General features: G+C 63.2%; 20 protein-coding genes. 5 read left to right on the top strand and 15 right to left on the bottom strand.

Going from position 1 to position 25177, the window contains the following annotated elements; genetic code table 11:
- Nucleotides 1-43: 43 nt before the first annotated feature.
- Nucleotides 44-580, bottom strand: coding sequence for a hypothetical protein (locus VGR99_RS36325; protein WP_326904763.1), 537 nt, complete (start codon nt 578-580; stop codon nt 44-46).
- A 627-nt stretch (nt 581-1207) separates the two neighbouring features.
- On the opposite strand from VGR99_RS36325, the gene VGR99_RS36330 reads away from it, so the two are divergent.
- The 4 genes from VGR99_RS36330 to VGR99_RS36345 are packed head-to-tail and all read left to right on the top strand — an operon-like array spanning nt 1208 to nt 5751.
- Nucleotides 1208-3325: a hypothetical protein gene (locus VGR99_RS36330; RefSeq protein ID WP_326904764.1), complete on the top strand. Its 2118-nt coding sequence runs from the start codon at nt 1208-1210 to the stop codon at nt 3323-3325.
- 49 nt (nt 3326-3374) lie between these two features.
- Nucleotides 3375-4397: a TAXI family TRAP transporter solute-binding subunit gene (locus VGR99_RS36335; RefSeq protein ID WP_326904765.1), complete on the top strand. Its 1023-nt coding sequence runs from the start codon at nt 3375-3377 to the stop codon at nt 4395-4397.
- The gene (locus VGR99_RS36340; RefSeq protein WP_326904766.1) at nt 4394-5014 is read left to right on the top strand and encodes a hypothetical protein; all 621 of its coding nucleotides are present in this window, start codon (nt 4394-4396) and stop codon (nt 5012-5014) included. Before VGR99_RS36335 ends, VGR99_RS36340 begins: the two co-directional genes overlap by 4 nt.
- 59 nt (nt 5015-5073) lie before the next feature.
- On the top strand, nt 5074-5751 hold the full coding sequence (locus VGR99_RS36345; protein ID WP_326904767.1) for a HemK/PrmC family methyltransferase: 678 nt from the start codon (nt 5074-5076) through the stop codon (nt 5749-5751).
- A 118-nt stretch (nt 5752-5869) separates the two neighbouring features.
- On the opposite strand, the gene VGR99_RS36350 is transcribed toward VGR99_RS36345, so the two are convergent.
- The 14 genes from VGR99_RS36350 to VGR99_RS36415 form a co-directional block, all read right to left on the bottom strand.
- A complete protein-coding gene (locus VGR99_RS36350; protein ID WP_326904768.1) occupies nt 5870-7240 on the bottom strand; it encodes an HlyD family type I secretion periplasmic adaptor subunit in 1371 nt (456 codons plus the stop codon).
- A 134-nt stretch (nt 7241-7374) separates the two neighbouring features.
- Nucleotides 7375-9195: a type I secretion system permease/ATPase gene (locus tag VGR99_RS36355; RefSeq protein ID WP_326904955.1), complete on the bottom strand. Its 1821-nt coding sequence runs from the start codon at nt 9193-9195 to the stop codon at nt 7375-7377.
- 205 nt (nt 9196-9400) lie between these two features.
- Complete coding sequence (locus tag VGR99_RS36360; RefSeq protein WP_326904769.1) at nt 9401-10720, bottom strand: calcium-binding protein; 1320 nt, start codon at nt 10718-10720, stop codon at nt 9401-9403.
- A 1836-nt stretch (nt 10721-12556) separates the two neighbouring features.
- Nucleotides 12557-13318: an SDR family NAD(P)-dependent oxidoreductase gene (locus VGR99_RS36365; RefSeq protein ID WP_326904770.1), complete on the bottom strand. Its 762-nt coding sequence runs from the start codon at nt 13316-13318 to the stop codon at nt 12557-12559.
- A gap of 21 nt (nt 13319-13339) precedes the next feature.
- Entirely contained in the window at nt 13340-15079 is a 1740-nt protein-coding gene (locus tag VGR99_RS36370) for a nitrilase-related carbon-nitrogen hydrolase (protein WP_326904771.1), read from the bottom strand.
- A 13-nt stretch (nt 15080-15092) separates the two neighbouring features.
- On the bottom strand, nt 15093-16082 hold the full coding sequence (locus VGR99_RS36375) for an acetamidase/formamidase family protein (protein ID WP_326904772.1): 990 nt from the start codon (nt 16080-16082) through the stop codon (nt 15093-15095).
- Nucleotides 16083-16113: 31 nt separating this feature from the next.
- Nucleotides 16114-16833 carry an ABC transporter ATP-binding protein gene (locus tag VGR99_RS36380; RefSeq protein WP_326904956.1) on the bottom strand — a complete coding sequence of 240 codons (720 nt, stop codon included), beginning with the start codon at nt 16831-16833 and terminating at the stop codon, nt 16114-16116.
- 1 nt (nt 16834) lies between these two features.
- Nucleotides 16835-17551, bottom strand: a complete 717-nt coding sequence (locus VGR99_RS36385) for an ABC transporter ATP-binding protein (protein ID WP_326904773.1) — start codon at nt 17549-17551, stop codon at nt 16835-16837.
- Nucleotides 17551-18615, bottom strand: a complete 1065-nt coding sequence (locus VGR99_RS36390; protein ID WP_326904774.1) for a branched-chain amino acid ABC transporter permease — start codon at nt 18613-18615, stop codon at nt 17551-17553. Before VGR99_RS36390 ends, VGR99_RS36385 begins: the two co-directional genes overlap by 1 nt.
- Nucleotides 18616-18630: 15 nt before the next feature.
- On the bottom strand, nt 18631-19503 hold the full coding sequence (locus VGR99_RS36395) for an ABC transporter permease subunit (RefSeq protein ID WP_326904775.1): 873 nt from the start codon (nt 19501-19503) through the stop codon (nt 18631-18633).
- Nucleotides 19504-19618: 115 nt separating this feature from the next.
- Nucleotides 19619-20872 (bottom strand): urea ABC transporter substrate-binding protein, encoded by a 1254-nt coding sequence (locus VGR99_RS36400; protein ID WP_326904776.1) that lies wholly within the window; start codon nt 20870-20872, stop codon nt 19619-19621.
- 10 nt (nt 20873-20882) lie between these two features.
- Nucleotides 20883-21548 (bottom strand): ANTAR domain-containing response regulator, encoded by a 666-nt coding sequence (locus VGR99_RS36405; RefSeq protein WP_326904777.1) that lies wholly within the window; start codon nt 21546-21548, stop codon nt 20883-20885.
- Complete coding sequence (locus VGR99_RS36410; protein ID WP_326904778.1) at nt 21545-22705, bottom strand: transporter substrate-binding domain-containing protein; 1161 nt, start codon at nt 22703-22705, stop codon at nt 21545-21547. The genes VGR99_RS36405 and VGR99_RS36410 overlap by 4 nt, the downstream gene beginning before the upstream one ends.
- A 310-nt stretch (nt 22706-23015) precedes the next feature.
- The gene (locus VGR99_RS36415; protein ID WP_326904957.1) at nt 23016-23750 is read right to left on the bottom strand and encodes a GntR family transcriptional regulator; all 735 of its coding nucleotides are present in this window, start codon (nt 23748-23750) and stop codon (nt 23016-23018) included.
- A 104-nt stretch (nt 23751-23854) separates the two neighbouring features.
- Here VGR99_RS36415 and VGR99_RS36420 point away from each other — a divergent pair, with 104 nt between their 5' ends.
- Nucleotides 23855-25177, top strand: coding sequence for a M20 family metallopeptidase (locus VGR99_RS36420; RefSeq protein ID WP_326904779.1), 1323 nt, complete (start codon nt 23855-23857; stop codon nt 25175-25177).

Here is a 25177-nt window from a genome sequence, read left to right on the forward strand (position 1 = left end):
CCGGCTCCGAACCGTCTTCTCCTCCGCGTGCGGCGTGCGACCGTCAGGGCCGCAGGTAGCTCCAGCCTTGCTCCTGAAGCTCCATCAGGCGGACGACCCCGGATTTGGTCATCTTCGCCTGGGAGATGATCGGAACGTCCTTGCCCTCGTTCTTCGTCATGTTTTCGCGCGTATTTCCACATGCCGAAAACGTAAGTCCGGGCGTGGTCTCGCTCATCGCCTTGATACGCCCTTTTACGGGGGACGTGTCATCTCGCAGCATGTGCAGTCCCGGCCCGTACGCGACGACTTCTATCTCCACCTTCTGGTTGAGATCGCTGTAGTACTGAGCCACGTTGCTGGCGTTGTTCAGAGCGAGATTCATCACGGCCGGATCGTTGACGTCGACATGGATGACAAGCCGGTGCGGAAGCTGCGTCCGCGACGTCGCCCTGGTCATTGCGGCATTTGCGTTTCTGGCTGAAGCGCCGGGAGGCCTGGTCGAGGGGGCGGATTGCGCAGAACCGGAGGCTTCGATTCCGCTGACGAGGATCAGTGCGACTGCCGTCACGCCGGCAACAATGGCGAATGATCTGCTCATGTCGAGCTTCCTGCGCGTGTGATGAATTGTGCCCGCAGGCTATTGAAGCTGGATCGCCGGGGTCAATACGATTTGGACACGGATCCGGTTCATCTACTTAATACCCTTATGCTGCTCCCCTACTCCATTTTGGCTACCGCGACTGCGATATCGACAGCACGCCAATGAAAGCGGTGTCATGAACGCAATGTCATGGTCTCCATCGAGCATTGGGCTGCAGTAATGGGGGTGCACGGATTCGATTCGCCGAGACAAGCAGCTGTCGCGCCGACCACCGCGCGCCGGCCGCACGCATGCGCCCTGGCTGGCACGTTCGCAGTGCTTCTGGCGACCTGTGTTCTGCCGCTTCCGATTGGAGCCGCCGACGCAAAATCCCGGGACGAAGGAGACCGTGGCGCGCACTTGATCGCAATGGCCGAGCTGGAACGAACGAGCTCCGCCCCCCCACAACGACAGATCGACGGGATCGTACGGAAGTTGATCCTGGCTCAACGCACAGACAAGGCGCAGCCTGCCGAAGCACAGCCAGTCCGCGGGCCCGCGGCAGCCGGCCCCGACGGGGCGCTGACTGCGAAGGAGAGGCAACCCGCTCCGGCTGACAGTCCTGCGCGCGAAGCGGCACCTTCATTGCCCGCCAACCCAAGCGCCGTTCAATCGGCTTTTGAAGCGGAGCGGGTCAGCCAGAGGCTGTTGCTGGATCAGGAGCGGGAACGAAGGGACCAGCTTGCGCGCGAATTGGCCGCGGTCCGAGCGGAGCTCGGCTCGATGCGGCAGGTCCAGGCGCACAACGCCCGCGCCATTGAGATCGGCATCCAGCAGACGCAGGCGCTCGAACAGGAACGGGAGAAGACGAACAATCTATCGCGTGAGCTCTCCTTCCTGAAAGCGGAACTCGAGGTCGCGCGGGTCGCGGCTTCGAAGGCTATGCAGGCGTCCGCACCCGAGCTCAAGCAAGAGCTCCCCCACGACCGGCGGAACGGAGCGAAACGTTTTGCGCTCCAGCTTGCGTTCCTACGCTCTGAACTGGACGCTGCGCGAGGCGCAGCATCAGAATCAGCGAAATCCACCGCGACCGAGATTGCACAAAAACAAGCTCTCGAGCGCGAACTGAAGCAGGAACAGGACAAGACGGAGGCCCTGATCAACGAACTTGGCACCCTCCGGACCGCAACCTCGGAGACCGCCAAGGCGAACGCGGCAGATGCCGATCAAAAGCAGGTCCTGACACGCGAACTCGAGACGCAGCGAGACAGAGCGGAGAGCGCTGTCCGCCAGCTGACCTCTCTTCGCTCGGAACTGGACGCCGCGCGGAGCGCAGCATCAGAATCCACGAAATCCAATGCGACCGAGGCTGCGCAAAAGCAAGCTCTCGAGCGCGAACTGAAACTGGAACGGGACAAGACGGAGGCCCTGACCAACGAACTCGGCCCCCTCCGGACCGCAGCCTCGGAGACCGCCAAGGCGAGCGCGGCAGATGCCGGTCAAAAGCAAGAACTGACACGCGAGCTCGAGAAGCAGCGGGACAGAGCGGAGAGCGCTGTCCGCCAGCTGACCTCTCTTCGCTCCGAACTGGACGCCGCGCGAAGCGCAGCATCAGAATCCACGAAATCCAATGCGACCGAGGCTGCGCAAAAGCAAGCTCTCGAGCGCGAACTGAAACTGGCACGGGACAAGACGGAGGCCCTGACCAACGAACTCGGCACCCTCCGGACCGCAGCCTCGGAGACCGCCAAGGCGAACGCGGCAGATGCCGGTCAAAAGCAGGCACTGACACGCGAACTCGAGAAGCAGCGGGACAGAGCAGATAACGCTGTCCGCCAGCTGACCTCTCTTCGCTCTGAACTGGACGCTGCGCGGAGCGCAGCATCAGAATCCACAAAATCCAATGCGACCGAGGCTGCACAAAAACAAGCACTCGAGCGCGAACTGAAACTGGAACGGAACAAGACGGAGGCCCTGATCAACGAACTCGGCACCCTCCGGACCGCAGCCTCGGAGACCGCCAAGGCGAACGCGGCAGATGCCGGTCAAAAACAGGTACTGACACGCGAGCTCGAGCAGCAGCGCAGTCGTGCGGACACTCTCGCACGTGAAGCGGCGTCGCGACAAAATGAACGCGACGCGGCACGGATCGAAGCATTCGAGGCCACCGCACGTGCGGACAGGGCGGAAGCAGCACGCGAAAAGGAGCCAGCAAGCAGCGGCAAGGCGCCGCCGCCGGCCCTTGCTTCCGCCGGGGATCGTTTGGCCGCATGGAATGCGTCCGCGGCCGTGGTGGCGCCCTCGCCTGGCGGTTCGGCGCGCGCACCGAGCCAAGGCGTCGTCCAGCCTCCCGCCTCACCTTCACCCAAGCCTCCCGCTTCGGCCGCAACGCCGCCGGAAGCCAAGCTGACAACTGGCGCCTCGTCCGCCCCTGCTGCGACAAACATCGCGGCGGCGGAGCGATCGATCGGCACGACTGCAGCGCCGCGTGCGCTTGCCAATGAGGAGCGGCTGCTCGCTCGCGCCAGCACATTGCTACGTCAAGCGGACATCAACGCTGCTCGCGGGTTGCTCGAATACGTTCTTGAACGTGGCAGCGCAAAGGCCGCCTTCATGCTGGCCGAAACTTACGACCCTCACGTGCTGCAATCCTGGGACGTCCGCGGTGTCGCCGGCGATCCGGTGAAGGCGCGCGAGCTGTACGAACGAGCTCGGGCTGGCGGCATTCGCGATGCGGACGGACGGATCGTGGGGCTCAGATAGCTGCGGGAGCGAGCCCTCGAAAACTTTTGCCAAAAGAGTGGAGAGACTCATGTCCCTGAGCAAGCTCGCATTCGTGGTCGCCCTGGCAATCCTCGGCTTGCAGCCGACCGCCAGCGCCCAATCTCGTCAGGCACGCGAGTCACAGGCGCCTGCGGCACAACGATCGGCCGAGGCGATCGCAAAAGAACGTATCAATGCATGGACGGTCGGGCTCGCCGGAGGATTGATCGAAGGCGCGCCGCTTCGCCTCGCCGCAGAAATCGCCCGGGTCGTCAATGAGGACGACAAGCTGCACGTCATTCCGATCGTGACGACCGGTGCAACCGAGAACGTCAATTCACTGCTCTATCTCAGGGGCGTCGACGCGGCGATCATCAACACGGATGCCCTCGAAGAGTACAAGGCACAGGTGCCGACGATCCAGCAGCGCATCGTCTATGTCCTCAACCTCTTCCCGGCCGAACTGCATGTCTTCGTGCGCCCGGAAATCAAGTCCCTCGACGACCTCCGGGGAAAGAAGGTCAACTTCAACACCCAGGGTACGGCGGCTGCCTATTCCGGACCGCTGATCTTCAGCCGGCTGGGATTGAATGTCGAAAAGATGTTCATCCCGCATCAAGTGGCATTGCAGCAGATGAAAAGCGGCGAAATCGCTGCGGTCGTCTTCATCACATCGAAGCCGGTCGACGCATTCCTGAAGGGACGCTGGGAAGAGGGCTTCAAGTTCCTGCCGATCGAATATGACCCCAGGTTTGAAGACTATTATCTTCCGTCATCCCTCGATTCAAAAGATTATCCAAACCTGGTTCCGGAGGGCAAGCGGATTGCAACCATCGCCGTTCCCACAGTTCTTGCCGCCTACAATTGGCAGCCGCAGACCGATCGCTATCGGCGCATGGCGCGCTTCGTGGAGCACCTGTTCGGACGGCTCGACCGGCTGCAATCTGCCGGCTTCGATACCAAATGGAAGGATGTGAATCTCCGCGCCAGTGTGCCCGCCCTGGCCCGGTTTGCTCCGGCGCAGGAATGGCTCGATCGCTCGCCGGGTGCGACAGTCGGATTATCGCGATGAAGCGCGCAGGTACCCTCGCAGCCTTCGCGCTCGCGGGTATCGGGTATCTGAACTACGCACTGGCGGAAGATAGGCCGGATCCTTTGAGAGCTTGTGCGAAGTTTGAGGGGATGGAGCACATGATATGCGTCGACGATCAGATCGGGAACGCACTTGGGCAATTCGTCGAGGCGCCGCCTCCAGGTCCGAACTGGATCGTGAGCGAAACCACGTCGCCGGTGGACTACAAACCACAGATCGCCGCGCAGACGACTTCACGGGCCGGCTCGAATAATCCGTCGTCCTCGCTCGCTATTCGTTGTCACGCCAATCGGACCGAGCTGTTGCTATCCGCGGCGAATTCCTGGACCAAGACCCCGGCCACCGACATCAAGGTCACATTCCAGTTCAATGGCCAGCCGCCGGTCGACGGGCGCTGGAGGGTTGCCGACGGCGGACGAAGTCTTGCTTTCCCGGGCGACGTCGTCCGCCTCGTACGCACCATGCCGAAAGCCGGCCTGTTTCTGATCAAAGTGTTTGCCGAAGCGGCTCCCGCTTACGAGAACCTGTTTGAACTGACCGGTATCGACGCCGTTCGCCGGCGATTTGTAGAGGTCTGCAGTTGGCCGCCAGGCTGAATAGCCTCGGGTTGGACTGAACGCTGTAGTTGACGCGTCACGTGGGAGATCTGACTGCGATGAGCGAAACGATCAATGTCGCCGAGGCGTATGAGCGAGGGCGCAGCCGGTTCATGGGCATCGAGCTTCTGGTTGGTCCTGGCGCACTGGTGCCGCGGCCGGAGACGGAGCTGCTCGGCAGGACCGCGATCGAAGCCACGCGCATCCCCGCGCCGCGGGTCGTCGACATGTGCTGCGGCGCCGGCAACCTGGCATGCGCGATCGCCCTCAATATCCCCGGCGCTCGCATCTGGGCCAGCGATTTGACGGACGGGTGTGTCGAGCTCGCCCGGCGCAATGCCACGTATCAGGGCGTCGCGTCCCGTATCACCGTGCTCCAGGGCGATCTGTTCGCGGCTCTGGCAGGTCTGCAGCTCGAACGAACGATCGATATGATCGTCTGCAACCCGCCCTATATCTCGGAGTCCCGGCTCAAGGGTGATCGCGCTTCTCTGCTCGCAGACGAGCCGCGCGAGGCGTTCGCCGCCGGGCCCTACGGGCTGAGCATCCATATGCGCGTGACGAAGGACGCGCCTCGCTACTTGCGGCCGGGAGGATCGCTGCTGTTCGAGGTGGGCCACGGTCAGGATCGACAAGTGGCAACCCTGCTCGAACGCAACGACGCCTACGAGAACGTTCGCATCATCATGGACGAGACGGCCACCGGTCGTGTCGTCATGGCGTATGCAAAGGGATAGCGAGGTTTGCGCGCTAAAGCGCGATGAGATGAGGATGAATCGTCATCACGCTTTAGGCTGTTGTTTGAGCATGATCTCTTCGGAAAACCGCTGCGCACTTTTCCGGATCATGCTTTAGTCAGCTCTCCCGCATGCCGCGCCGGATCGCGTCCGTGATCGGCTGGGTCAGATAAGCCAGGATCGTGCGTTCACCGGTTGCGATCAGAACGTCGGCCATCATGCCCGGCTTGAGCTTCTCGCGGACCTTCTCGGGGAATTGCATCACCTGGACCGAGACCTTCACCTCGTAATAGGGTTGATGCGTGGCATCGTCGCGCGTGGCGTCTGCCGCGATCGAAAGAACCTCCCCGACGGCGATCGGGGTGGAGCGCGCCTTGAACGAGGGAAGCCGAACCTCGGTCGGAAGGCCGAGCTGGACGTGGTTGATATCGAGCGCCGACACCCGTGCAGCCACGACGAGAACGTCGTTGTCCGGCACGATCTCCATCAACACGTCGCCCGCCTTGATCACAGCACCAATCGTGTGAACCTTGAGGTTAACGATCCGGCCGGATCGCGGCGCGCGGACTTCCATCCGGGCCAGGACATCGACCGCGACGCGCAGTTTCTCTCGCGCGTCGGCAAGCTGGGCGCGCGTGTCGGCGAGCTTTCCGGTCGCTTCCTCCAGCACCTTCTGTCCGACCTGGTCGATCTGGAGCCGCGACTCGTCGACGACGCGGCCGTAGCGCGCGATGTCCGCTTCATATGCTCCGATCTTGCCCTCGAGATCGGCCTTGGAGCGCTCCAGCGTGGCGACGCGCGCGAATGGCACGATGCCCTGGTCAGCGAGCGGCTTGAGCTTGGTGTATTCCTGAGTCACACTGTCAAACTGCGCGAGCGCGCCCTTGTTTTGCGCAATATTCCCCTGGATCTGCCGCTGTGCCTGTGCGATTCGCTCCTCCAGGATGGAGACCTCGATCTTTCGCGCAGCACGGCGTTCATCGAAGCGCCGCTTCTGGTCACCCATGGCGCGCATCGCGCTCGGATCGGACGTCTTCTGCAGCAGCTCGGCCGGAAATGCGATGCTGTCCTTTCCTTCGGCTTCCGCCTGCAGGCGTGCCTCCTCGGCAACCGCCGAGTACACCGCCGAGCGGGCGATCTCTTCCTTGGCCCGCTCCTGGGTCGGGTCGAGCCGCAATAGGACCTGACCTTCCGCAACATGCGCATCACCCGTCACCAGCAGGTTCTGGACGATTCCACCCTCGAGGTGCTGCACTACCTTGCGATCGCTCTCGACAACGACGGAGCCGTTCGCCACCACGGCGCCGTCGATCGACGCGAGGGCGGTCCAGCCACCGAACACGCCAAAGGTGAGGAAGACGATCAGGAAGCCCCGGCGCGCGGGTGTCTTCCAATCGCCGGACGGGCCCTCATTGTCGCCCGTTGAGTCCCTTCCGGACCAGAGGGCCGGCAGACTCGTCTTTGCAAGATGGATCAGCGACTTTGTCATGGTCTCCGCCCTCCCAAACAGTTTAGCCGGAGCGTGCGGCGCGCGCGCCGGTTCAACGGTTCTGTTGAACTGTCTCAGAAGCTCCGCCAGTTCATCGTGAATGGCGTCAGCCCCCCGTCGCAACATATTGTCCATTATTGCCTCGTCGCGTGCGCCGGACGCACTTGATTTGAAAGCTGCACGGGGCCGTGAGCACCGTCGGCATGATGATGGCGGTCGGCCTGATGTTCGGCGGGCCCGCGTACGTCGCGCCGCATCGGCGCAACCGTTTTTCCAAGCAGCGCAGGCAGCATCTCCTCGCGCGTGCCGATTTGCCCGATCCGCCCCTCGTGCATGAACACGATCTTGTCGACCGCGGCGAGCAGGTTCGGGCGGTGATTGATGATCACGATCGTCACCTTGTGCTGCCTCAGTCGCTGGATCGCGTCGGCCAGCGCGCGATCGCCGTCGCCGTCGAGATTCGCGTTCGGCTCGTCGAGCACGATGAGCACCGGCTTGCCGAACAATGCGCGCGCGAGCCCGATGCGCTGCCGCTGACCGCCGGAAAGGCCTGCGCCGTTATCCCCGATCACGGTGTCATAGCCCTTCGGAAGACGCTGAATCATCGCGTGCGCCGAGGCCAATTGCGCCGCTTCGATGACAGCCTCGTCGGAAGCGTCGTCGCGGAAACGCGCAATGTTGTCGCGCACGGTACCGGCGAACAGCTCGACGTCCTGCGGCAGGTAGCCAAGATTCCGGCCGAGGAAATTGGGATCGAAATGCCTGATATCGTTGCCGTCGATACGCACGCAGCCGTGTACCAGCGGCCAGGCACCGACCAGAGCCCGCGCCAGCGACGACTTTCCGGAGCCGGACTGGCCGACGACGGCGACGACCTCGCCGGGCGCCAGACGGAACGAGACGTCGGCAATAGCCGGCAATTGCGATCCGGGAACGAGAACCGTCGCGGCCTCGAGCGAGACCTCGCCCACCAAATCCGGCAGCCTCGTCGGCCGTCCTTCCGTCGCGCGCGACTCGAGCGCGCGATTGAGCCGGGCATAGGAGGTCCGCGCTGCGACCAGGGCCTTCCACTGCGAGACCGCAGCCTCCACGGGTGCGAGGGCGCGTCCCATGATCAGCGAAGCGGCGAACAGCACACCGCCCGAGACCTCCTGCTGGATCGCGAGGTAGGCGCCCACGCCCATGATGCTCACCTGAAGCGCCATGCGCAGGAATTTGGAGATTGCGAGCAAGGTCCCGCCGCGCTCACCGGCCGTCGCGCCTTCCAGCAGGCCCTGCCCGTGAGTTTGCGCCCAGGCCGCGCGGACCGCGGGGGCCATTCCAAGCGCCCGGATCGCTTCGGCGTTGCGCAGCGACGAGGTCAGGCGGTCGAGGGCATGGAGATTCTTCGACGCAGCCGCATTCAGCGGCGCCTTCGTCAGGCGCTCGTTGAGGAAGGCCAGCGTCAGGATGATGGCTGCTCCGATCAGGGCGACGAGGCCAATGAGCGGATGGAGCAGAAAGCAAATCGCGAGGAAAATCGGCGTCCACGGCACATCCATCAGCGATGTGATGACACCGCCCGACAGCACCTCTCGCAAGGTGTCGACGTCGCGCAGCAGCTGCACATGATGCGAGCTGCTCGTGCTCAGCGCCTGTCCGAGTGCAGTCTCGAACGTGTCCCCCGAAATGAGCCGATCGAATTGAAGGCCGGTTTGCACCAGAACCCGGCTACGAAAATGCTCGAGCGCCGCGTAGCTGATGAAGAGCACGAGCGCGATCACCGAGAGCAGCAACAGCGTCATCCCGTTGCGGCTCGTCAGCACCCGATCGTAGATCTGCATGCTGTAGAGCGGCGAGACGAACACCAGCAGATTGATGAAGATGGATAGTCCGCCGGCCGCGATCAGGCCGGGACGTATCCGACGGAAAGCGTCCGTGAGCGCAGATTGTTTTGCCGAAGCGTGCATGTGCATATCCGGGCCGCCCGTGATCGGGGCGGCGGTAAGCGGGTTGAAAATTGCATGCAATCGAGCGTCAGGACGCCCGCATTCCAACATTCCGCCGCGCGCGGAATGGCACCCCACCTCTCGACCACTGCGGTCGCGAGGAATTCCCCCAAGATCGAGCATACGCGCGGCGAACCGCGCGTATGCTCTTGTTGCAAACTACGCTACGAACTCACGAATGCCAGGCGTGATGGTCGTGATGGTGGGACACGAAGTCGGCCAGCTGCCCGACGAAGGATCCCGTGTCCGCCGTCGCCGTCTGGTCGGTAGTTGCCGCATCCGATGTCGCGGATGCCGCCGTGCTCGCACCTCGCCACGACCCATGACCTCCGGTCCAGGACGACGTGGCGTCACTGATCCACTGCGAGAAGTCGAAGCTCCCGTGGTGTCCACCGGTATCACCGCCCGTCGACGCAGACGACCAGCCACCATGGTGACCGGAGCCCGTCGTACCGCCAGTCGTCGGATCCGTCGTGCCGGTCGTCGGGTCCGTCGTACCGCCGGTCGAGGGGGCCGTCGTTCCGTCCGAACCGGAAGCCGTTGTCGTGCCCCCGTTCGAGCCGGTCGTCGGCGGGGTGGAGCCCGTCGAATCACCGGTGCTTCCGCTGGAGCCGGTCGTGCTGCCATCCGTCCCCGTGCTTCCATCGGAAACCGGAGTGGTGCTGCCGTCGGTGGGGTCCGAAACCGGCGTGGTCGGATCCGTCGCCGGAGGAGCACTCACGACGGGCGTCGCTGTGCTCGTATTGTGCGCGAGGAACACCTGCTGCAATTCCGGCAAGTCTTCGAGCGCCGTATCGCCGTTCTGCGAACCCCAGGCATAGGCATAATCGAACGCCGGGTTGGGAACGAGGTCCGCCCAGTGATTGATCATCGCCTGCTCTTGCTCGGCAGTGGGCACAGCGACCGAGCTACCGGTTTCGGTCTGCCAGCCGCCGCCGCCGAACGCCTGGTACACAGGAACGATCGAATCGAGCGGAATCCCGGCCTGCTCTGCAGCAGCAACGTACTTGTCGATCGTGCTGAGATCGACATTCGGACGGTCCGACCACACCGGATACCAATCGAGACCGAAGTAATCGATGTGGGTATTCGCCTGGTTGTAGCTGTTCATGTAGCTCGGATCGTCCGATGAGCCCATGTTCATCAGGACGGTGAACGTCTTGAGGTTGGGATCGTGCGCGTGAATCCAGTCGGATTCCGCCTTCAAGTCCGCCGCGCTGGCCTGCGGCCCCCACTGTCCGGTGGGATCCGGCTCGTCCACGAGGTAGAAGCCGAACACCTTCGGATTATTGAGGAAAGGCGTCACCTGATCGATGAAGTCCTGAGTCACGCCTTGGTACTGATCGAGCCAGACCAGACCCTGCACGCCATCGGGCAGTGCATTGACCTGATCGACATACGAGACGTCTGCAAGGTTGAAACCAGCTGCTGCTGGTGTGAAGTTACCTTGATCGTCCAGGCCCCCGCCCGCGGCGTAGTGTAAGGTAGCCAATGATATTCCCCTCTCTGCGTTGAAACCCCCAGTGACCCCTTGGGGTCAGAGCGCCGACAACCGATCGGGCGTCCCACGAAGGTGAACGTATGTTTACGTTTGAGGCGGTAATTTCTGTATCGTTGGGCAGAACCAAGGGATTGTTGTGCCCAAAATCTGCACAACCACCCGTTGGCCCCCGCTGCGTCATTTACGGGGTCTAGCCGTTTCAAAAGACGCTTCAATGATATGCGGCAGATTGAGCCGAGCAGATTCACACAAGACCCGGGCACAACGCCGCCCAAATTGCTTCAAGTGCCGAGGGCTGACGGCGAACCGGATGCCCGCGGAGTACTCCCGATGACGGATGTTCTCATCGACGCGTTTCCGTTGTTCAGTATCAAATGGTGCTCGACGGATTGAACTCATTGCGGACCCGCTTCGCTATGAATCGGTACTGAGACACCGAAGTCGATTTCGAGCCACAGTCGTGAACTTGCGGAAGCAAGGAATTCAGTCTTAGGCGCCGGGTTGCGTTTCGTCTTCAGTCCCTTTGTTGAAGAGTTCTTTTTTGCCTGGCGCTCAATCGAACAGGCCCGGTCCAATGCGCCCGTTCGCTTTGCCTTGGCGCGTCGTCGCGATTGTTCGAGCAGGGTAAGCTTATTCGCTGCCGAGGACACGATGTCAGGATCGGCCCAAACCGAGCGCAAGTTTCCGCCGAGCTCACGAATTCAGGTCAAGCCAGCAGCTGGCCCTCGCTTGGCCGGAAGGACCGGGACCGTGATTGGGGCCGGATACTACCCCAAGAGCCTCCGCGTGATCTTGGATGGCTCGAAGGGTCCGATCACTCTTCACATGGACTACGTGGCCATGATCAACACGTGACGCGGACCGCATCTTCAGCCCACCCGCAAGCATGAGGTCTTCTTCAGCGAACGGCGCCTTGGGAGTTACCCCAGAGGTATAGTCGGCCTCTCGTCCGGCGTTAGGCCGCATTTCCGGCCGATTTCAGCCAATCTGTGTTGGTTGCTCATTGGCCGGGGGCAGGATCCTTCAATCCGGAGCCTGCGATGTTCAAACAAGTTATTGCTGCGTGCTGCTTCGTTGTAGTCACCTCCCTCAATTCGGAAGCAAGACCTTCTCGACTAGAGCGCGCCTCCGAATGCAACGTTACTATGCCGTGTGACTTCTCATACTCCTCGCAAGTCTTGAATCAGCGAAAGGAGTTGACGCATTCATTACGGACTTACCGTTCAAAACAACTCGCCGTCGTGGCGGTTACAGATACTGCTGCAGATACTGCGTCGCCTGGTAATCCCGTCAACGCTCGGATCGTTGGTGGCCGCCCCGCGGGTTGCCCCTCGTCATTCTGCGGGTGTGGCGCCGCCCTGCGCCTGTTTGGCCGCATCGTGCCGGAGTTGAACCTCGCGGCCAACTGGCTGCGGTTCCCGCGCACGTCGCCGGCACCAGGGATGGTCGCGGCAAGGCGCGGGCACGTCTTCGTCCTGGAGCATCACATCGCGGGCGACGTGTGGATGGCATACGACGCCAACTCAGGTGGACACACAACGAGAATACACGCGCGCTCATTGAGAGGGTACACCGTCGTGAACCCGCGTGGCGCGTGACGTGAACCCTGATCGATCGGCAACACAACTGCCGAACACCGGCATGCCTTCGCCGGGGTTCCAAGCGATGACGTTCTGAGCGGGGATCATTCATCAATCTCCGGATAACGGCACAATCACGCGCCAACGCTCGCTGCGCTCAACAGGCGTGTGCTGCGCTGAATGCCGGCGTTTCGGAGGAGCGCCAGCACCGCCTGCGGATACGCGCTCGGCACCATCTTTCAATCCTCTAGAACTGAACACCGCGCGTCAGGGCACCGTCGACGACGAGGTTCGTTCCCGTGATGAAGCTTGCAGCGCGGCTGGCGAGGAAGACGACTGCGTTGGCCATTTCCTGCGGCGTGCCCATCCGCCCCGTCGGATTGAGAGCCAGCGCGGTCTTGTAGAGCTCGGGATTGTTGTCCTTGATCATGTTCCAGACGCCACCATCGAAGTACGTATTGCCCGGCGAGACCGAGTTGGCGCGAATGCCCTTCCCCGCGAGCTGATTGGCGAGTCCCTGAGTGTAGTGGATGATCGCTGCCTTGAAAGTTCCGTAAGGACCGGCCGCGAAATCGACCTCCCGCCCGGAGACGCTCGATATGGTGACGATCGCGCCGGCGGCGCTCTTCTCCAGATAGGGCATGGCCGCGTTCACCAGCCGAACCGTGCCCATCATGTCGGTCGAAAACTCCTTCTCCCAGCTTGCGTCGTCCTGTCCGATCGCAAGCGCGCTCACGTTGGCGACGACGACATCGATACCGCCGAGCTTTGCCGCCATATCGGCGACCCAGGCCTTCAACACGGCCGCATCGGCGACGTCGACCGCGCCGCCATGGGCCGCGACGCCCCTGGCCTTGAGCGCAGCGACCGTGCTCTCGACTTCAGACAGATTGCGCGAGCACACGCCGACATCGGCACCTTCGGCGGCAAATGTCTCGGCGATCGCGCGGCCAATCCCCTTGGTGCTTCCCGTGACGAGAACTTTGGCGCCCTTGAGTCCCAGATCCATGGTCGGTTTCCTCTTCCTGGCTTAATGGTTGTTTGCGGCAGCCTTGACCAATCCACGATAGCTGTGCGGCATTCGCATCGAAACCAAATCCTTTCGTCGCACGACATTGGTCGGATAGAGGCTGTCAAGATTCGTGGTGTCAACCAGCGCGGTAGCAAGGCCCATGCCGCCGGTCGCGATCGCCTCCCGCCGTGGAAACGCGAATGTATCAGGGCCAAATACACCGCTCAGCCCGGGATAGCCGCGCTTGGGATCAACGACATTGGCGAAGGCGAAAAACAGGTTGTTTTCGCCGGCGCGAACGCGGAAATGATGCCAGTGATGCGGATCCGGACCGGTCGGAATCGGCCTTGGCTGCTCGACTTGCGTGCCGGCATGCGACGAACTGAAGCCTCCCTTGATCGCGGCAGGACACGCAATGAGGTCGCAGCCGCGCAGCGCGAGAATCCGGCCCGCTTCCGGGAACGATGCGTCGTGGCCGATCAGCAACCCGATGCGGCCGATCGGCGTGTCGACGACGGTCCAGCCATCGCCGGACGTCGCCCAGCTTCGTTCGTCGGCAGCGAGATGCGTCTTCCGGTAGACCGAGATCTCCCCATCAGGCGCGACGAGGCAGGCGCTGTTGTAGATCAGATCGCCGTCCCGCTCGGCGAGGCCGCAAACCAGATACAGGTCGAGCTCCTCTGCGAGCTTGGCCAGGCTGTCGGTCGCCGGCCCCGGAACCGGTTGCGCGGATGTCGCGGGATCCGCAAGTCCCGTCAGGGCAAGCTCCGGAAAGACGACAAGCTCCGCACCGTCGGCCTTCGCCTCGCGCGCGAGCGCTGTGATCTCTCCGAGATTCTGGCGGCTGTCATCGCCAGGTGAAAACTGCGCGACGCTGACCCGCGACGTCTTGCCGGCCGGCCAAGGCTCATGGCCGTAGAGGCCGAAGAAGTCGCGCGGGTTCCAGCTGAAAGTATCGGTCAGCAGTTCCGGATAGAGCTCCGGCCGCCGCTGCGCGAATACCGTTTCACCGAGCACGCGGCGCGCGCGCGCGGCGTCGAGGTCGATCTCCGACATCAGCACTCCGTCGCCCTTGTCAAGCACGGCCGTCACCTGCCCGTCCGGCGCAATCACGCAACTGCCGCCGCTGAACTGCACCGTGCGCTCGAGACCCCATCGGTTGCTCTCGATCACATAGCAGCCGTTCTCGAATGCGCGGCTGATCCAGTATGGCGCCGGCGTGCGCTCCGCCAGCCAGTTCGAGATGTGGCAGATGACATCCGCCCCGCCCAAGGCCATCAGCCGCGCAGTTTCGACGAAATGGATGTCCATGCAGATCAGAAGCGCGATCCGCCCGATCGGCGTCTCAAACACCTGATTGTGCAAATCGCCGGCCGCCGCCCATTTCGGCTCGGAAATATAGGGATGCGTCTTGCGGTGGCGGCCGACGATGCCGTCGGGCCCGATCAGGACGGCCGTGTTGAAGTAAATGCCGTCCTCGTCGACCTCCGGCATGCCGACCACGATGTAGCAGCCATGCTTGGCCGCCAGCTCCGCAAAGCGGTTCGTGGTCGGGCCCGGGATAGTCTCGACGAAAGGCGCAACCTCGGCGCGGTCGAACCAGCAATAGCCGGTCGTTCCCATCTCCGGGGTGACGATGAGTTTTGCACCGGCCTCCGCCGCCTGCTCGCAGAATTCGAGCAGGCGCGCGATGTTACGCTCCTTCTCGAACATGGTCGGCTCGAACTGGACGGCGGCGACCTTGTGCCTGGTAGACATGATCCGGCTGGCCTCAGACGAGATAGGACTTCTTGATGGAAGCGCCGAGCGTGTATTTGGGATCGACCATGTTGCCGAGGCGGACACGACCGGCCTGGGTCAGCAGCATATAGGCGTCGATCTCTTCGAAGCCGTAATCTGCGGCCATCCAGCGGCAGAGCTCGCGATAGGCGATGCGGGCCGCATCCTCCATCGGCCGCGCCGAACCGATCGTCATGATGAAGTCCTTGGTCTCGAGCCTTGGCCAGGCGATGGTCCAGTTCTTGATGAGGTCGATCTGCACCGTCGTCACGGTCGGGTGCTCGATGGCGACGCCGCAGAGCTCGCCATCACCTTGCGCGGCGTGGCAATCGCCGAGGTAGAGCAGCCCGCCCTTGGTGTTGACCGGCAGGTAGATGACGGCGCCGACGCCGACATCCGGCAGGTCCATGTTGCCGCCATAATAATCCGGAACCAGCGACGAGATCGCCTCGATCTCCGGCGAGGTGCCGATGGTGCCGATGAAGGGCTCATAGGGGAGCGTGATCTTGTCGTTCCATTTCGTGCCCGTCTTGGCGTCGATCTCGAGCTTCTTGACGCGCTCCGGGAGCGCCGGATTGAGCAGCGCAGTGTTACCCGTGCTGACGAGACCGCCAAACTCCGGCATGATCACCGTCGTGCCGCGCGGCTGCGGCCCACGTGGCACGATGCTCTCGATGTAGACGGCAAGCGCATCGCCCTTCTCCGCGCCGTTGACGTGGATCGGCCCATTCTGCGGGTTGAGGAACGGGAAGTTGAGGATTTTTGACGGGCTATCCGTCTCCTTCTTGATGGCGCCTTCGAACGCGTCGTGCGTCTCGGCCGAGACGACCGCGCCGGGATCGACGGTCAGCACCGGGCTTACATAGGGCCCATAGACATAGTGGTATTTGCCCTGCTCGATCTCGGTGATCGTGTATTCCTTGCCGCGCTCGCCCCTCGCGACGCCTTTGCGTGCCATGATGGAATTGTTTTGCCAGGCCATTGCCGTTCTCCTTGGTTGGGCGTCGTTTCTTTCAAACTGCCAGATGCCGGCGCATTTCCGCTTCGTCGTCGAGCGCGGAGTGATCGAGACTTGCGACGATGCGGCCCTTGTCCATGACGTAGCAGCGCTGCGCCATGGCACGGATCATGTCGAGATTTTGCTCGACCAGGATGACGGTCACCCCTGTCCTGCGATTGAGCTCGACCATGTTGCGCGCGATGTCCTGGACGATATTGGGCTGGATGCCCTCCGAGGGCTCGTCGAGCAGGATGAGATTGGGATCGGCGATCAGCACCCGTCCGATCGCGAGTTGCTGCTGCTGGCCTCCGGACAAGGTGCCGGCGCGCTGATGCCAGCGCTCTTCGAGGATCGGAAAAGCCTCGACGATCTTGCGCCGGCCAGCCTCGGGAATGCCGCCGCTCTTGATCGCAGCGCCGACGGCGACGTTCTCGCCGACGGTCAGGCGCGGAAACACGTCGCGCCCCTGCGGCACATAGCCCATGCCGAGCCGCGCCCGCTTGTGCGCCGGCAGCGATTCTACGGCTTCACCGCGATAGACGATCGATCCGCTCATCGCCGGCACCAGCCCGATCAGGCTCTTCATCAAGGTTGACTTGCCGACGCCGTTTCGTCCGATCACGGCAACGATCTCGCCTTCCCGCACCTCGATCTCGAGGCCCTGGAGCACCGGCTTGCCGCCGTAGCCGGCGCGCAGACCCAGTGTCGAGAGGATCACTTCCTTGCGCGGCATATCAAGCATGGGCCTGCCCCAGATAGATCGCCGCCACGCGCTCGTTGGCCACGATCTCGTCGATCGAGCCCTGCGCAAACACCTGGCCGAGATGCAGCACCGTGACGCGCTGGGCGACCTGGCGCACGAACGCCATGTCGTGCTCGATCGCCAGCACCGTCATGCCGTCGGCATTGAGACGCTGCACCATCTCGCCGGTCATGTGGGTTTCCTCCGGTGACATGCCGGCGGTCGGCTCGTCCAGTAGCAGCAGGCGCGGCTTCAGGCTGATCGCCATACCGATCTCCAGCCATTGCTTCTGGCCGTGGCTGAGATTGCCGGCTGTCTGCGCCTGCTCGGCTTCGAGGCCAAGGAAGCCGAGCAGCCGATCGATCTCGGCTTCGAGCTCGGCGCCACGATGCCGGCTTTGCAAGGCGATCTCGAGGTTCTGACGGACCGACAGGCCCTTGAAGACACCCGGCACCTGGAACTTGACCGACAGGCCGCGGTGAATCCGCGCAAAGGATTTGAGTGACGTGATGTTCTCGCCGGCGAAGAGAATCTCGCCGCTACCGGGGTGATGCTCGCCCAGGATCAGACGGAACAGCGTGCTCTTGCCGGCGCCGTTCGGGCCGATCAGGCAATGGATCTCGCCAGGCTCGAGCGTGAGGTTCACGGCGTTCGTGACGTGCAGCCCACCAAAATGCTTGTTCAGTTCGCGCAATTCGAGCAGCGACATCAGCCGCCCCCCTGCGTAAAGCGGGCCGCGAGACGGCCAAGCCAGTTCATGAGCCCGAGCACGAGGCCGTTGGGCGCGATCAGGACCGTGAGCACGAGCAGCACGCCCATGAAGATCAGCGCATACTGGCTGCCATAGATCGTCAGCGCCTGGAACACGGCGAGCACCACCAGCGTGCCGATCACGGTCGAGGTCAGATCGCTGCGGCCGCCAACGGCCACCCAGATCAGCGGCAGCGCCGCCGCCGTCATGCCCATGCTCGACGGCGTGATATACTGCCCCCACACCGTGTAGAGCACGCCGGACAGACCTGCGAGCGCGGCGCCGATGACGAAGGTGATGAGCTGGTATTTTCGGATGTCGTAGCCCAGCATCTCCGCGCGCTCCGGATTTTCTCGGATCGCAACGATGACGTTGCCGAACGACGAGTTCATCAGGATGCGCAAGGCCAGATAGACGAAGACGAGCAGGCCGAGCACGAGGTAGTACAGCCCGACATCGGCGAACAGCACGATCGGCTCGCCCGGCCACGGGATGGTCAAGGGCGGCATCGCGCTCATGCCGTTGAAGCCGTTGAGCCGCGCGCTGCCGATGTGCCATTCCGGCCCGGCGGTCTGCGCCATGAAGCGTTCCAGCATCAAGGTTACGGCCAGCGTGACGATGCCGAGGAAGACGCCGGCGATGCGGCCGAAGAACATGAAATAGCCGAGCAGCACCGCGAACAGCGCGGCGATCGCGACCGCAATCACCAGCGCCAGCAGCGTGAAGCCGTAGGCCGAGCCGAAATTGATGGTGAGGACGCCGTAGCCATACCCTGCGATGCCGAAGAACGCCGTCTGGCCGAAGGACAGCGAACCGCCATAGCCCCAGATCACGCAGAGGCTGAGGGCGATGAACACCCAGACGAAGAAGTAGACGGTGTTGCCGACCGTGTAACCGTCGCTGAACAGCGGATAGGCCAGCGCAACAACGAGCACGAGTGCAAACAGCCCCCAGAAGGCCGGACCGCGACCGACGGTCTGCGGGCCTTCGAGACGGCGAAACAGCGAGAGGAAACCGGTCACGACGCCATCACTCCGTCAGGTGCGCTCGCGCAGCACGAAGCCGGAGATGCCTTTCGGCAGAACCCGGACCACGATGATGACGGCAACCAGGAGGCCGATCTGGCCGAACAGCTGCCCCTGCCAGGACGTCATCACCGATTTCACCACCGCAAGCACGGTGCCTGCCGGCGCCGTGCCGAGGAACACATCCGCCCCGCCGATCACCACGGTGACGAAGGCCTCCATGATGAAGGTCGCGCCCATGGTCGGCACCAGCGTCATGGTCGGCGCATAGAGCCCGCCGGCAAGGCCGGCGAGTCCTGCGCCACAGGCGAAGGTGAGGCTGTAGATCAGGCGCGTGTCGACACCGAGCGCGGCCGCCATGTGCGGCACCTGGATGGTGGCGCGGGCCAGCACGCCGAAGCGCGTCCAGTTGAACAGTGCATAAAGCGCCGCGAGCACACCAAGCGCAGCGCAAAACAGCACGATGCGGTAGATCGAGTAGGAGTAGTCACCGACCTGGAAACTGCCGAATGGCGTGCCGACACCCGCCATGGTCGAGCCGACCATGATCAGCGTGCCCTGCGTGGCGATCAGGCTCAGCCCCCAGGTGGCGACGATGGTGTCGAGCGGCCGGTCGTAGAGATGGCGGATGACCGCGAGCTCTACCAGCACACCGACCAGCGCCGACACGACGGTGCCCGCCAGAATACCCAACGGCAGCGGCAGGCCGGCATGCACCGTTGCCGCCGTCACATAGGCGCCGCACATGATGAACTCGCCGTGGGCGAGATTGATCACGCCCATCATGCCGAAGATCACCGCCAGTCCGCAGGCCGAGAGCACCAGGAACGCAAAGGCGTCACCAAATTGATAGAGCGCCGAAAAGACGTGGGTCGCGATGTCCATGAGCCAACCGATATCTGGGAAGACGCGACGTTGCCGTCGCAGGTATCCGTGATCGCCCCGGCCCGCCGGCTGCGCCAGGCGCGTGCCGGGAGGGCCGGAGCGATCAGCCGCCGGGTCAGGGTTTCGGCGGGGGATTCGACGGCGTGTACTGCGCCATCGGATCTTTCTTGGTGAGATCGCAGCCGGCTTCACCGAGCCAATACGGCTTGATGTCCTCCCAGACCTTCGGGAAGGAGATCGAGTGATCGGCACCGACCTTGGCGAGGTAGATCGTGTGCGACATGTGCTGGCTCTTCGGGTCGATGCAGACCTTGCCTTCCGGCGCATCCATGCAGACGTCGCCCATCGCGATCACCTTGCGGATGTCTTCGCGCTTGGTCGATTTCGCCCGTTCCACCATCTGCTTGTACAGATAGACGGCGAGATAGGAGTTCTCCGCCTCCTGGTTCACATAGGGCTCGCTCGGGAATTTCGCCTTGAACTTGGCGTAGAATTCCTTGCTCTTCGGCGAGTCGATTTCTTCGATGTAGTTGGTGGTGACGTACATGTCCTTCAGGCTCGGCGGCTTGAAGCGCTTGTGCTCGTAGCCTTGGCCGACATTGACCGAGGAGGCCATCGGCAGGTTGACGTTGGCGGAAGCCGCCTGCTCGTAGTAGGAGGCCTGCGCGGTGCCGACCAGCAGCGTGACCACGAAGTCGGGCTTGGCCTTCTGGATGTTCTGGATGCTCTGGGAGAACTGCGACACGCCGAGCGGGATGAACTCCTCGCCGGCCATCTTGCCGCCGTTCTCCTTGACGATCTTGCGCACCCATTCCGCCGAGATCTGGCCGAAATTATAGTCGGCGGCGAGCGTGTAGACGTTCTTGCCGTACTTCTCCATCATGTAGGGAATGAGCGTCGAGAACTGCTGCTCCGGCACCGCGCCGGTGACGATCATGTGGCCGTCGCAGACGCCGCCTTCGTACTGGTTGTTGTAGAAGGCAAAGCCGTTGAACTGGTCGACGATCGGGCGATACGCCTCGCGCGAGGCCGAGGAGAAGCCCGCGAACACCACGTCGACCTTGTCGCGCTGGAGCACGCGTCGCATAAACTCCTGGTAGCGGGTGTTGTCAGACTGCGTGTCGTAGGGAACGAGCTCGAGCGGCCGGCCCATGATGCCGCCGGCCTTGTTGATCTCGTCGGCAGCGAGCTGGATCGCGTGGACCTTGCCGATCGTCGCCGCGGCGAAGTCGCCGGATTGATCCTCGAGCACGCCGAGCTTGATCGGGTTTTCCGCCGCGAGTGCCGAGTGTGATCCAATGGGTGATCCGAGGACAAGCGTCCCCGTGAGGGCTGCGGCACGCAGCCCCCGCAATACAGACTTGCTCATTTTGCTTCTCCTAGATGGCTTGCTTGTTGCCGCCTTGCAGCATGGTGCCGGTCGTGCGGCCGGTCGTGTCGGGCGGCTTAGCCCGCTTGCTCAGAAACTCCTCGCAATAGAGTTCCATGTTCTGCCGCGCGCGCATGCTTTCGCGACGGAGCTGGGAATAGGCACCTTCCTCGTCGAGGGCGCCCTGCTGCATCAGCAGGATCACGGCCCGGATCACCGCGCGGCGACCGCGACGGCGTTCCTCGAGGTCCTGCAGCCGCTCGCTCATTTCGGTGCGCAGCAGGAACTGGTTGATGCCCATGAACAGGGACGTGTAGACCGCGCCGCCATGCACCGGCTTGCGCAGAAACGAGGTCGCGCCGAGATTGACGAGCGCCTTCAGCCGGCTTGGAGCCTCGACGCCAACGAGGCCGATCACCGGAACCGGCGGCAGCCGCGAGGCCGGATTGACCTCGATCGCGACGGCATCTTCGAGATCACCGTCGATGAACAGGATATCGCGGTCGGCCTGAAGGCCTGCAATCTCGATCTGCGCGCGGCCGTCGATGATCTCGGGATATTCGGTGGAGACGCCGAGCTTGGCGAGCGTCGTTTCGAGCGCGCTCTCCCATCCTCCACGACGGGTGACGACGATGGCGCGGCCGCCCTTGAAATTCTGCAGCAGTCGAGAGCTCATGATTGCACCACTTTCAACAGCGGAGCGCGCATTGCGCTGGCAAAGCGCGGCGACGACTGGACGAGATAGGGATCGGGCGCGATCGGCTCGCGGGACTCCAGCAGAACCTCGAACTGCCCGCTGGGAGATGAGCGGCCGATCCGCGGCGTGAGCCAGGCGTGAAAGGTCTGCCGGTCGATACGGACTTCGCCCTGCGGAGCACGCAGCCGCTGGTCGGCGACGGCGGCGCGCACCTTGCGCGCGTCATCGGTCCCGGCCTGCGACAACGCGGCTGCGAGCAGCTTGACGGCGATGTAGGACGACTCGGCATCAGCCGACGAGACCGGCCCGTCCGGAAAGGATCGTGTATAGGCATCGATGAAGGCGGCATTCTCCGGCGAATTCAGCGACGAGAAATAGACGCTCGACGACAGATGCCCGTCGACCGCATCGGGCCCGATCTCCGGCAATTCGGGCTCGGACAGCGTGCAGCTCGCAACCGGAATTTCCGCAGCCTGATCGATGCCGCGCGCCCGGCAGGCGGCCCGGAACGCACGGAAGAAGGCATAGGCACTCGTACCGATCAGATTGTTGAAGACGAAGTCCGGGCGCTGGTCGATGATCGCGGCAATGACCTGGTCGACCTCGGTATCGCCGACCGAGAGATAACGCTCGGCGAGCACGCTTCCGCCGCGCGCAATCAGCGCCTCGCGAAAGATGCGGTTGTTTTCCCAGGCCCAGATGTAGTTCGACCCGATGCAGAAGGCGCGCGAGCCGACCCGGGACGCCAGATAATCGACGAGCGGCAGCACGTGCTGGTTGGGTGCGGCGCCGGTATAGATGACGTTATCGGAGCTCTCGAAACCCTCGTAGTGCGAGGGATACCACAACAGCCCGTCGAACTTCTCGAAGCAAGGGATCACCTCCTTGCGGCTCGACGAGGTGTAACAGCCGACCACCTGCCGGATGCCAGAGCCAAGCAGTTCGAGGCTCAGCGAACGATAGCGCGCGAGGTCGCCGGAGGGATTGACCACGACCGGCTCCAGCTCGATATCCTGGCTGTTTGCATTGACCTCCTGAAACGCGAGCAATGCGCCATTGAGGATCGAGCGCGCGACGACGCTGTAGGAGCCCGTCGTCGAGAACATCACACCGATCCGATAATGCTTCCGCGTCATCACTCGATCCAAAAACAAAAAAGCGCCCGCCGGCTGTGAAGCCGAGGGCGCCCTCGCCGCCAACCAAACACGCTTGCGCGTGGCGTTGGAAATGGTTTGAACTTGTCGCGTTGACGGGCTGGCTTGCCCGACGCTTGTCCGTTACGGTCGTTGAGATCGATTGCGATGTCAAGCGCGTTGTTGCAGCGGAAATTGCCGCAATTCTTATCGGCCTGTAGCAAATCTGTGCAAGCGAGCGGCAAACCCGGCGCCGGCCCGATCAACGCGATCGTCGGTCAGCAGCAAGGATTGGGAGCGCGAGGCAAGCGCCTCAGCGAATCTCGTTCACATAATGATGGTGCTCAGTCGTGGCCCGGTGCTCGCTCAGAAGCGCAAGCGCACCGGCCTGATCGTACGCCTCCTCGCGGATCACCAAAACGGCGCTCGGAGAAGGTAGACCAAGCAGACGCCGATCCTCCTTGTCCGCAAGCTCCGCCAAGAGCTTCTCTCGCACCGCAGCGATGCGAATGCCGTAGGCATCGAGCAGGTGGAGATAGAGCAGCGCGGGCACGCTCGCCGCCTTGCGTGGAAACTCGGGCACGCGGCGCGCAACTAGCTGAATCCGCGAATGCATCACCGGCACGCGGCCGACGCGTCGGACGCGATGAAGACAGAGCAGCGGCTCGCCGACGGCTTCCGCAAACAGCACCGCCTCCTCCGCACTGGCAGGCCGCAGCAGCACGGACAGGACTTCAGGAACGGAACGCTGGAGGCTTCCGTTCTCGCCATGCAACCGGAAATACTGGAAGAAAAAGCGCAGACTGTGTTGCGGCGCGCGGCCCGTCACCACCGTCCCGGTCTTGCGCCGGCGCACCAGCATGCCGTCGGCCGTCAAGTCCGCCAATGCGCGGCGGATGGTCCCGACCGCAACGCCATATCGTGCGGCGAGCGCGACTTCACCGGGCAGCACCGTGCCGGGAGACATTTCGCCGACCAGGATCGCCTCGGCGATCTGCCGCTTGACGTGCTCGTACAACGGAACTGGCAGGCTCGATGGCTCGCTCATCGCTGCTTTTGCCTGTTTACCGGTCACGCCTGCCTCATTCTTTGGAATTGACAGCCATCGGCTTCGCCTATTTCTATATAGAATATAGAAATGAGCCAGTGCAAATGGTTTCTCCGCCGCCAAGTCCAGGACAAGCGAACCCGACACTCGTCGACGGTTTCGCCGAAATCGAGCGCACCGCCGAACATGCGGTCGACGATCTCGCGCGGATGGTGGCGGTCGACACGACCTTCCCGCCGGGTGCAGGATATGAGGCCTTTGCGGGACTGATGCAGAGCGCCGTTGCGGCGCTCGGTCTCGACTGGCAGCGCGTCGATGTGCCCGAGCATTTGTGGCGCGTGGCCGGCGGCCCCGCGCATGGGCGCAGAACCAATCTCATCGGGCGTCGCCGCTCCGGCAAGCCGGTGCTCGGACTCTATTTCCACATCGACACCGTGCCGGCAGCACCCGGCTGGACCACCAACCCATTCCGGTTGACCCGTGACGGCGATCGCCTGATCGGCCTCGGCGCCGCCGACATGAAGGGCACCATCGCAGCCGTGCTGCTGGCACTGCGCGCGGCCGACACGATCGGCCTTCCGCTCGGTTACGACCCGATGCTGCTGCTCTGCACCGACGAGGAAGGCGGGCTCTACCCGGGCGTGCGCTATCTCGCCGAGCAGGGCTTGCTCGAGGGACATATTCTCAATTTCAATGGCGCAGCCGCACCCCGCATCTGGGCCGGATGCTTCGGCCTCTTCACGCTCCTGCTGCGCGTCCACGGCAAGACCGTTCACGCCAGCGCAGCGGGGAGCGCGGGCGCGAGCGCCAACGCCATCGAGGCTGCGCTGCCGATTCTCAATGCGCTTGCGGCACTGAAACCCAAGATCGCCGCGCGAACGTCCACCCTGCCCGCGCCACCGCAAGCGACGCATCCGCTCGCGGCCCAGCTCGATATTTCCGCCGCCCATGGCGGCCAATGCGGCGGCCAGATTCCGTCGCTGTTCGAAATCCTCGTCTGCCGGCGCTATGCGCCGGAGGAAGATTTTCAAACAGCGCGCGCCGAGATCGAGAACGCCATCGCCGCGGCGGCGCCTGGAGCCGACGTCGAGGTGCTGCTCACCGGTCATCTGATGCCGACCTCCGACCCTACGGGCCCGCACTGGCCGCGCTGGCAGGAGGCGATGTCAGCCGGGTTCGGCTACGCGCCGGACGAGTTCGCCAAATGGGGCGCGACGAGTTGTTCCGATTTCGGCTGGGTGCAGCAGACCGGCATGCAGGAGATTCTGCTGACCGGGCTCGGCCGGCCCGACAACAAGGTTCACGCCCCCGGCGAATTCACCACACGCGCCGACATCGTCGCACTGGCGAAATCGGTCCTTGCCTATCTGTCCGCCGAATTCCGTCCCGACCTGTCTCCCGAGACAGCCGTCATCCACTCATTCTAG

The organism is Bradyrhizobium sp. (genome assembly GCF_035935975.1).
In the GTDB taxonomy this organism is placed as follows: Bacteria; Pseudomonadota; Alphaproteobacteria; order Rhizobiales; family Xanthobacteraceae; genus Bradyrhizobium.

Bases quoted from the DNA above. Each gene is read 5' to 3' on its own strand.
- VGR99_RS36370 (WP_326904771.1), bottom strand. From the start codon at position 15,079: ATGTCTACCAGGCACAAGGTCGCCGCCGTCCAGTTCGAGCCGACCATG.
- VGR99_RS36375 (WP_326904772.1), bottom strand. From the start codon at position 16,082: ATGGCCTGGCAAAACAATTCCATCATGGCACGCAAAGGCGTCGCGAGG.
- VGR99_RS36385 (WP_326904773.1), bottom strand. From the start codon at position 17,551: ATGTCGCTGCTCGAATTGCGCGAACTGAACAAGCATTTTGGTGGGCTG.
- VGR99_RS36365 (WP_326904770.1), bottom strand. From the start codon at position 13,318: ATGGATCTGGGACTCAAGGGCGCCAAAGTTCTCGTCACGGGAAGCACC.
- VGR99_RS36405 (WP_326904777.1), bottom strand. From the start codon at position 21,548: ATGAGCTCTCGACTGCTGCAGAATTTCAAGGGCGGCCGCGCCATCGTC.
- VGR99_RS36350 (WP_326904768.1), bottom strand. From the start codon at position 7,240: ATGACAAAGTCGCTGATCCATCTTGCAAAGACGAGTCTGCCGGCCCTC.
- VGR99_RS36325 (WP_326904763.1), bottom strand. From the start codon at position 580: ATGAGCAGATCATTCGCCATTGTTGCCGGCGTGACGGCAGTCGCACTG.
- VGR99_RS36355 (WP_326904955.1), bottom strand. From the start codon at position 9,195: ATGCACATGCACGCTTCGGCAAAACAATCTGCGCTCACGGACGCTTTC.
- VGR99_RS36400 (WP_326904776.1), bottom strand. From the start codon at position 20,872: ATGAGCAAGTCTGTATTGCGGGGGCTGCGTGCCGCAGCCCTCACGGGG.
- VGR99_RS36335 (WP_326904765.1), top strand. From the start codon at position 3,375: ATGTCCCTGAGCAAGCTCGCATTCGTGGTCGCCCTGGCAATCCTCGGC.
- VGR99_RS36410 (WP_326904778.1), bottom strand. From the start codon at position 22,705: ATGACGCGGAAGCATTATCGGATCGGTGTGATGTTCTCGACGACGGGC.
- VGR99_RS36345 (WP_326904767.1), top strand. From the start codon at position 5,074: ATGAGCGAAACGATCAATGTCGCCGAGGCGTATGAGCGAGGGCGCAGC.
- VGR99_RS36415 (WP_326904957.1), bottom strand. From the start codon at position 23,750: ATGAGCGAGCCATCGAGCCTGCCAGTTCCGTTGTACGAGCACGTCAAG.
- VGR99_RS36395 (WP_326904775.1), bottom strand. From the start codon at position 19,503: ATGGACATCGCGACCCACGTCTTTTCGGCGCTCTATCAATTTGGTGAC.
- VGR99_RS36340 (WP_326904766.1), top strand. From the start codon at position 4,394: ATGAAGCGCGCAGGTACCCTCGCAGCCTTCGCGCTCGCGGGTATCGGG.
- VGR99_RS36380 (WP_326904956.1), bottom strand. From the start codon at position 16,833: ATGCCGCGCAAGGAAGTGATCCTCTCGACACTGGGTCTGCGCGCCGGC.
- VGR99_RS36420 (WP_326904779.1), top strand. From the start codon at position 23,855: ATGGTTTCTCCGCCGCCAAGTCCAGGACAAGCGAACCCGACACTCGTC.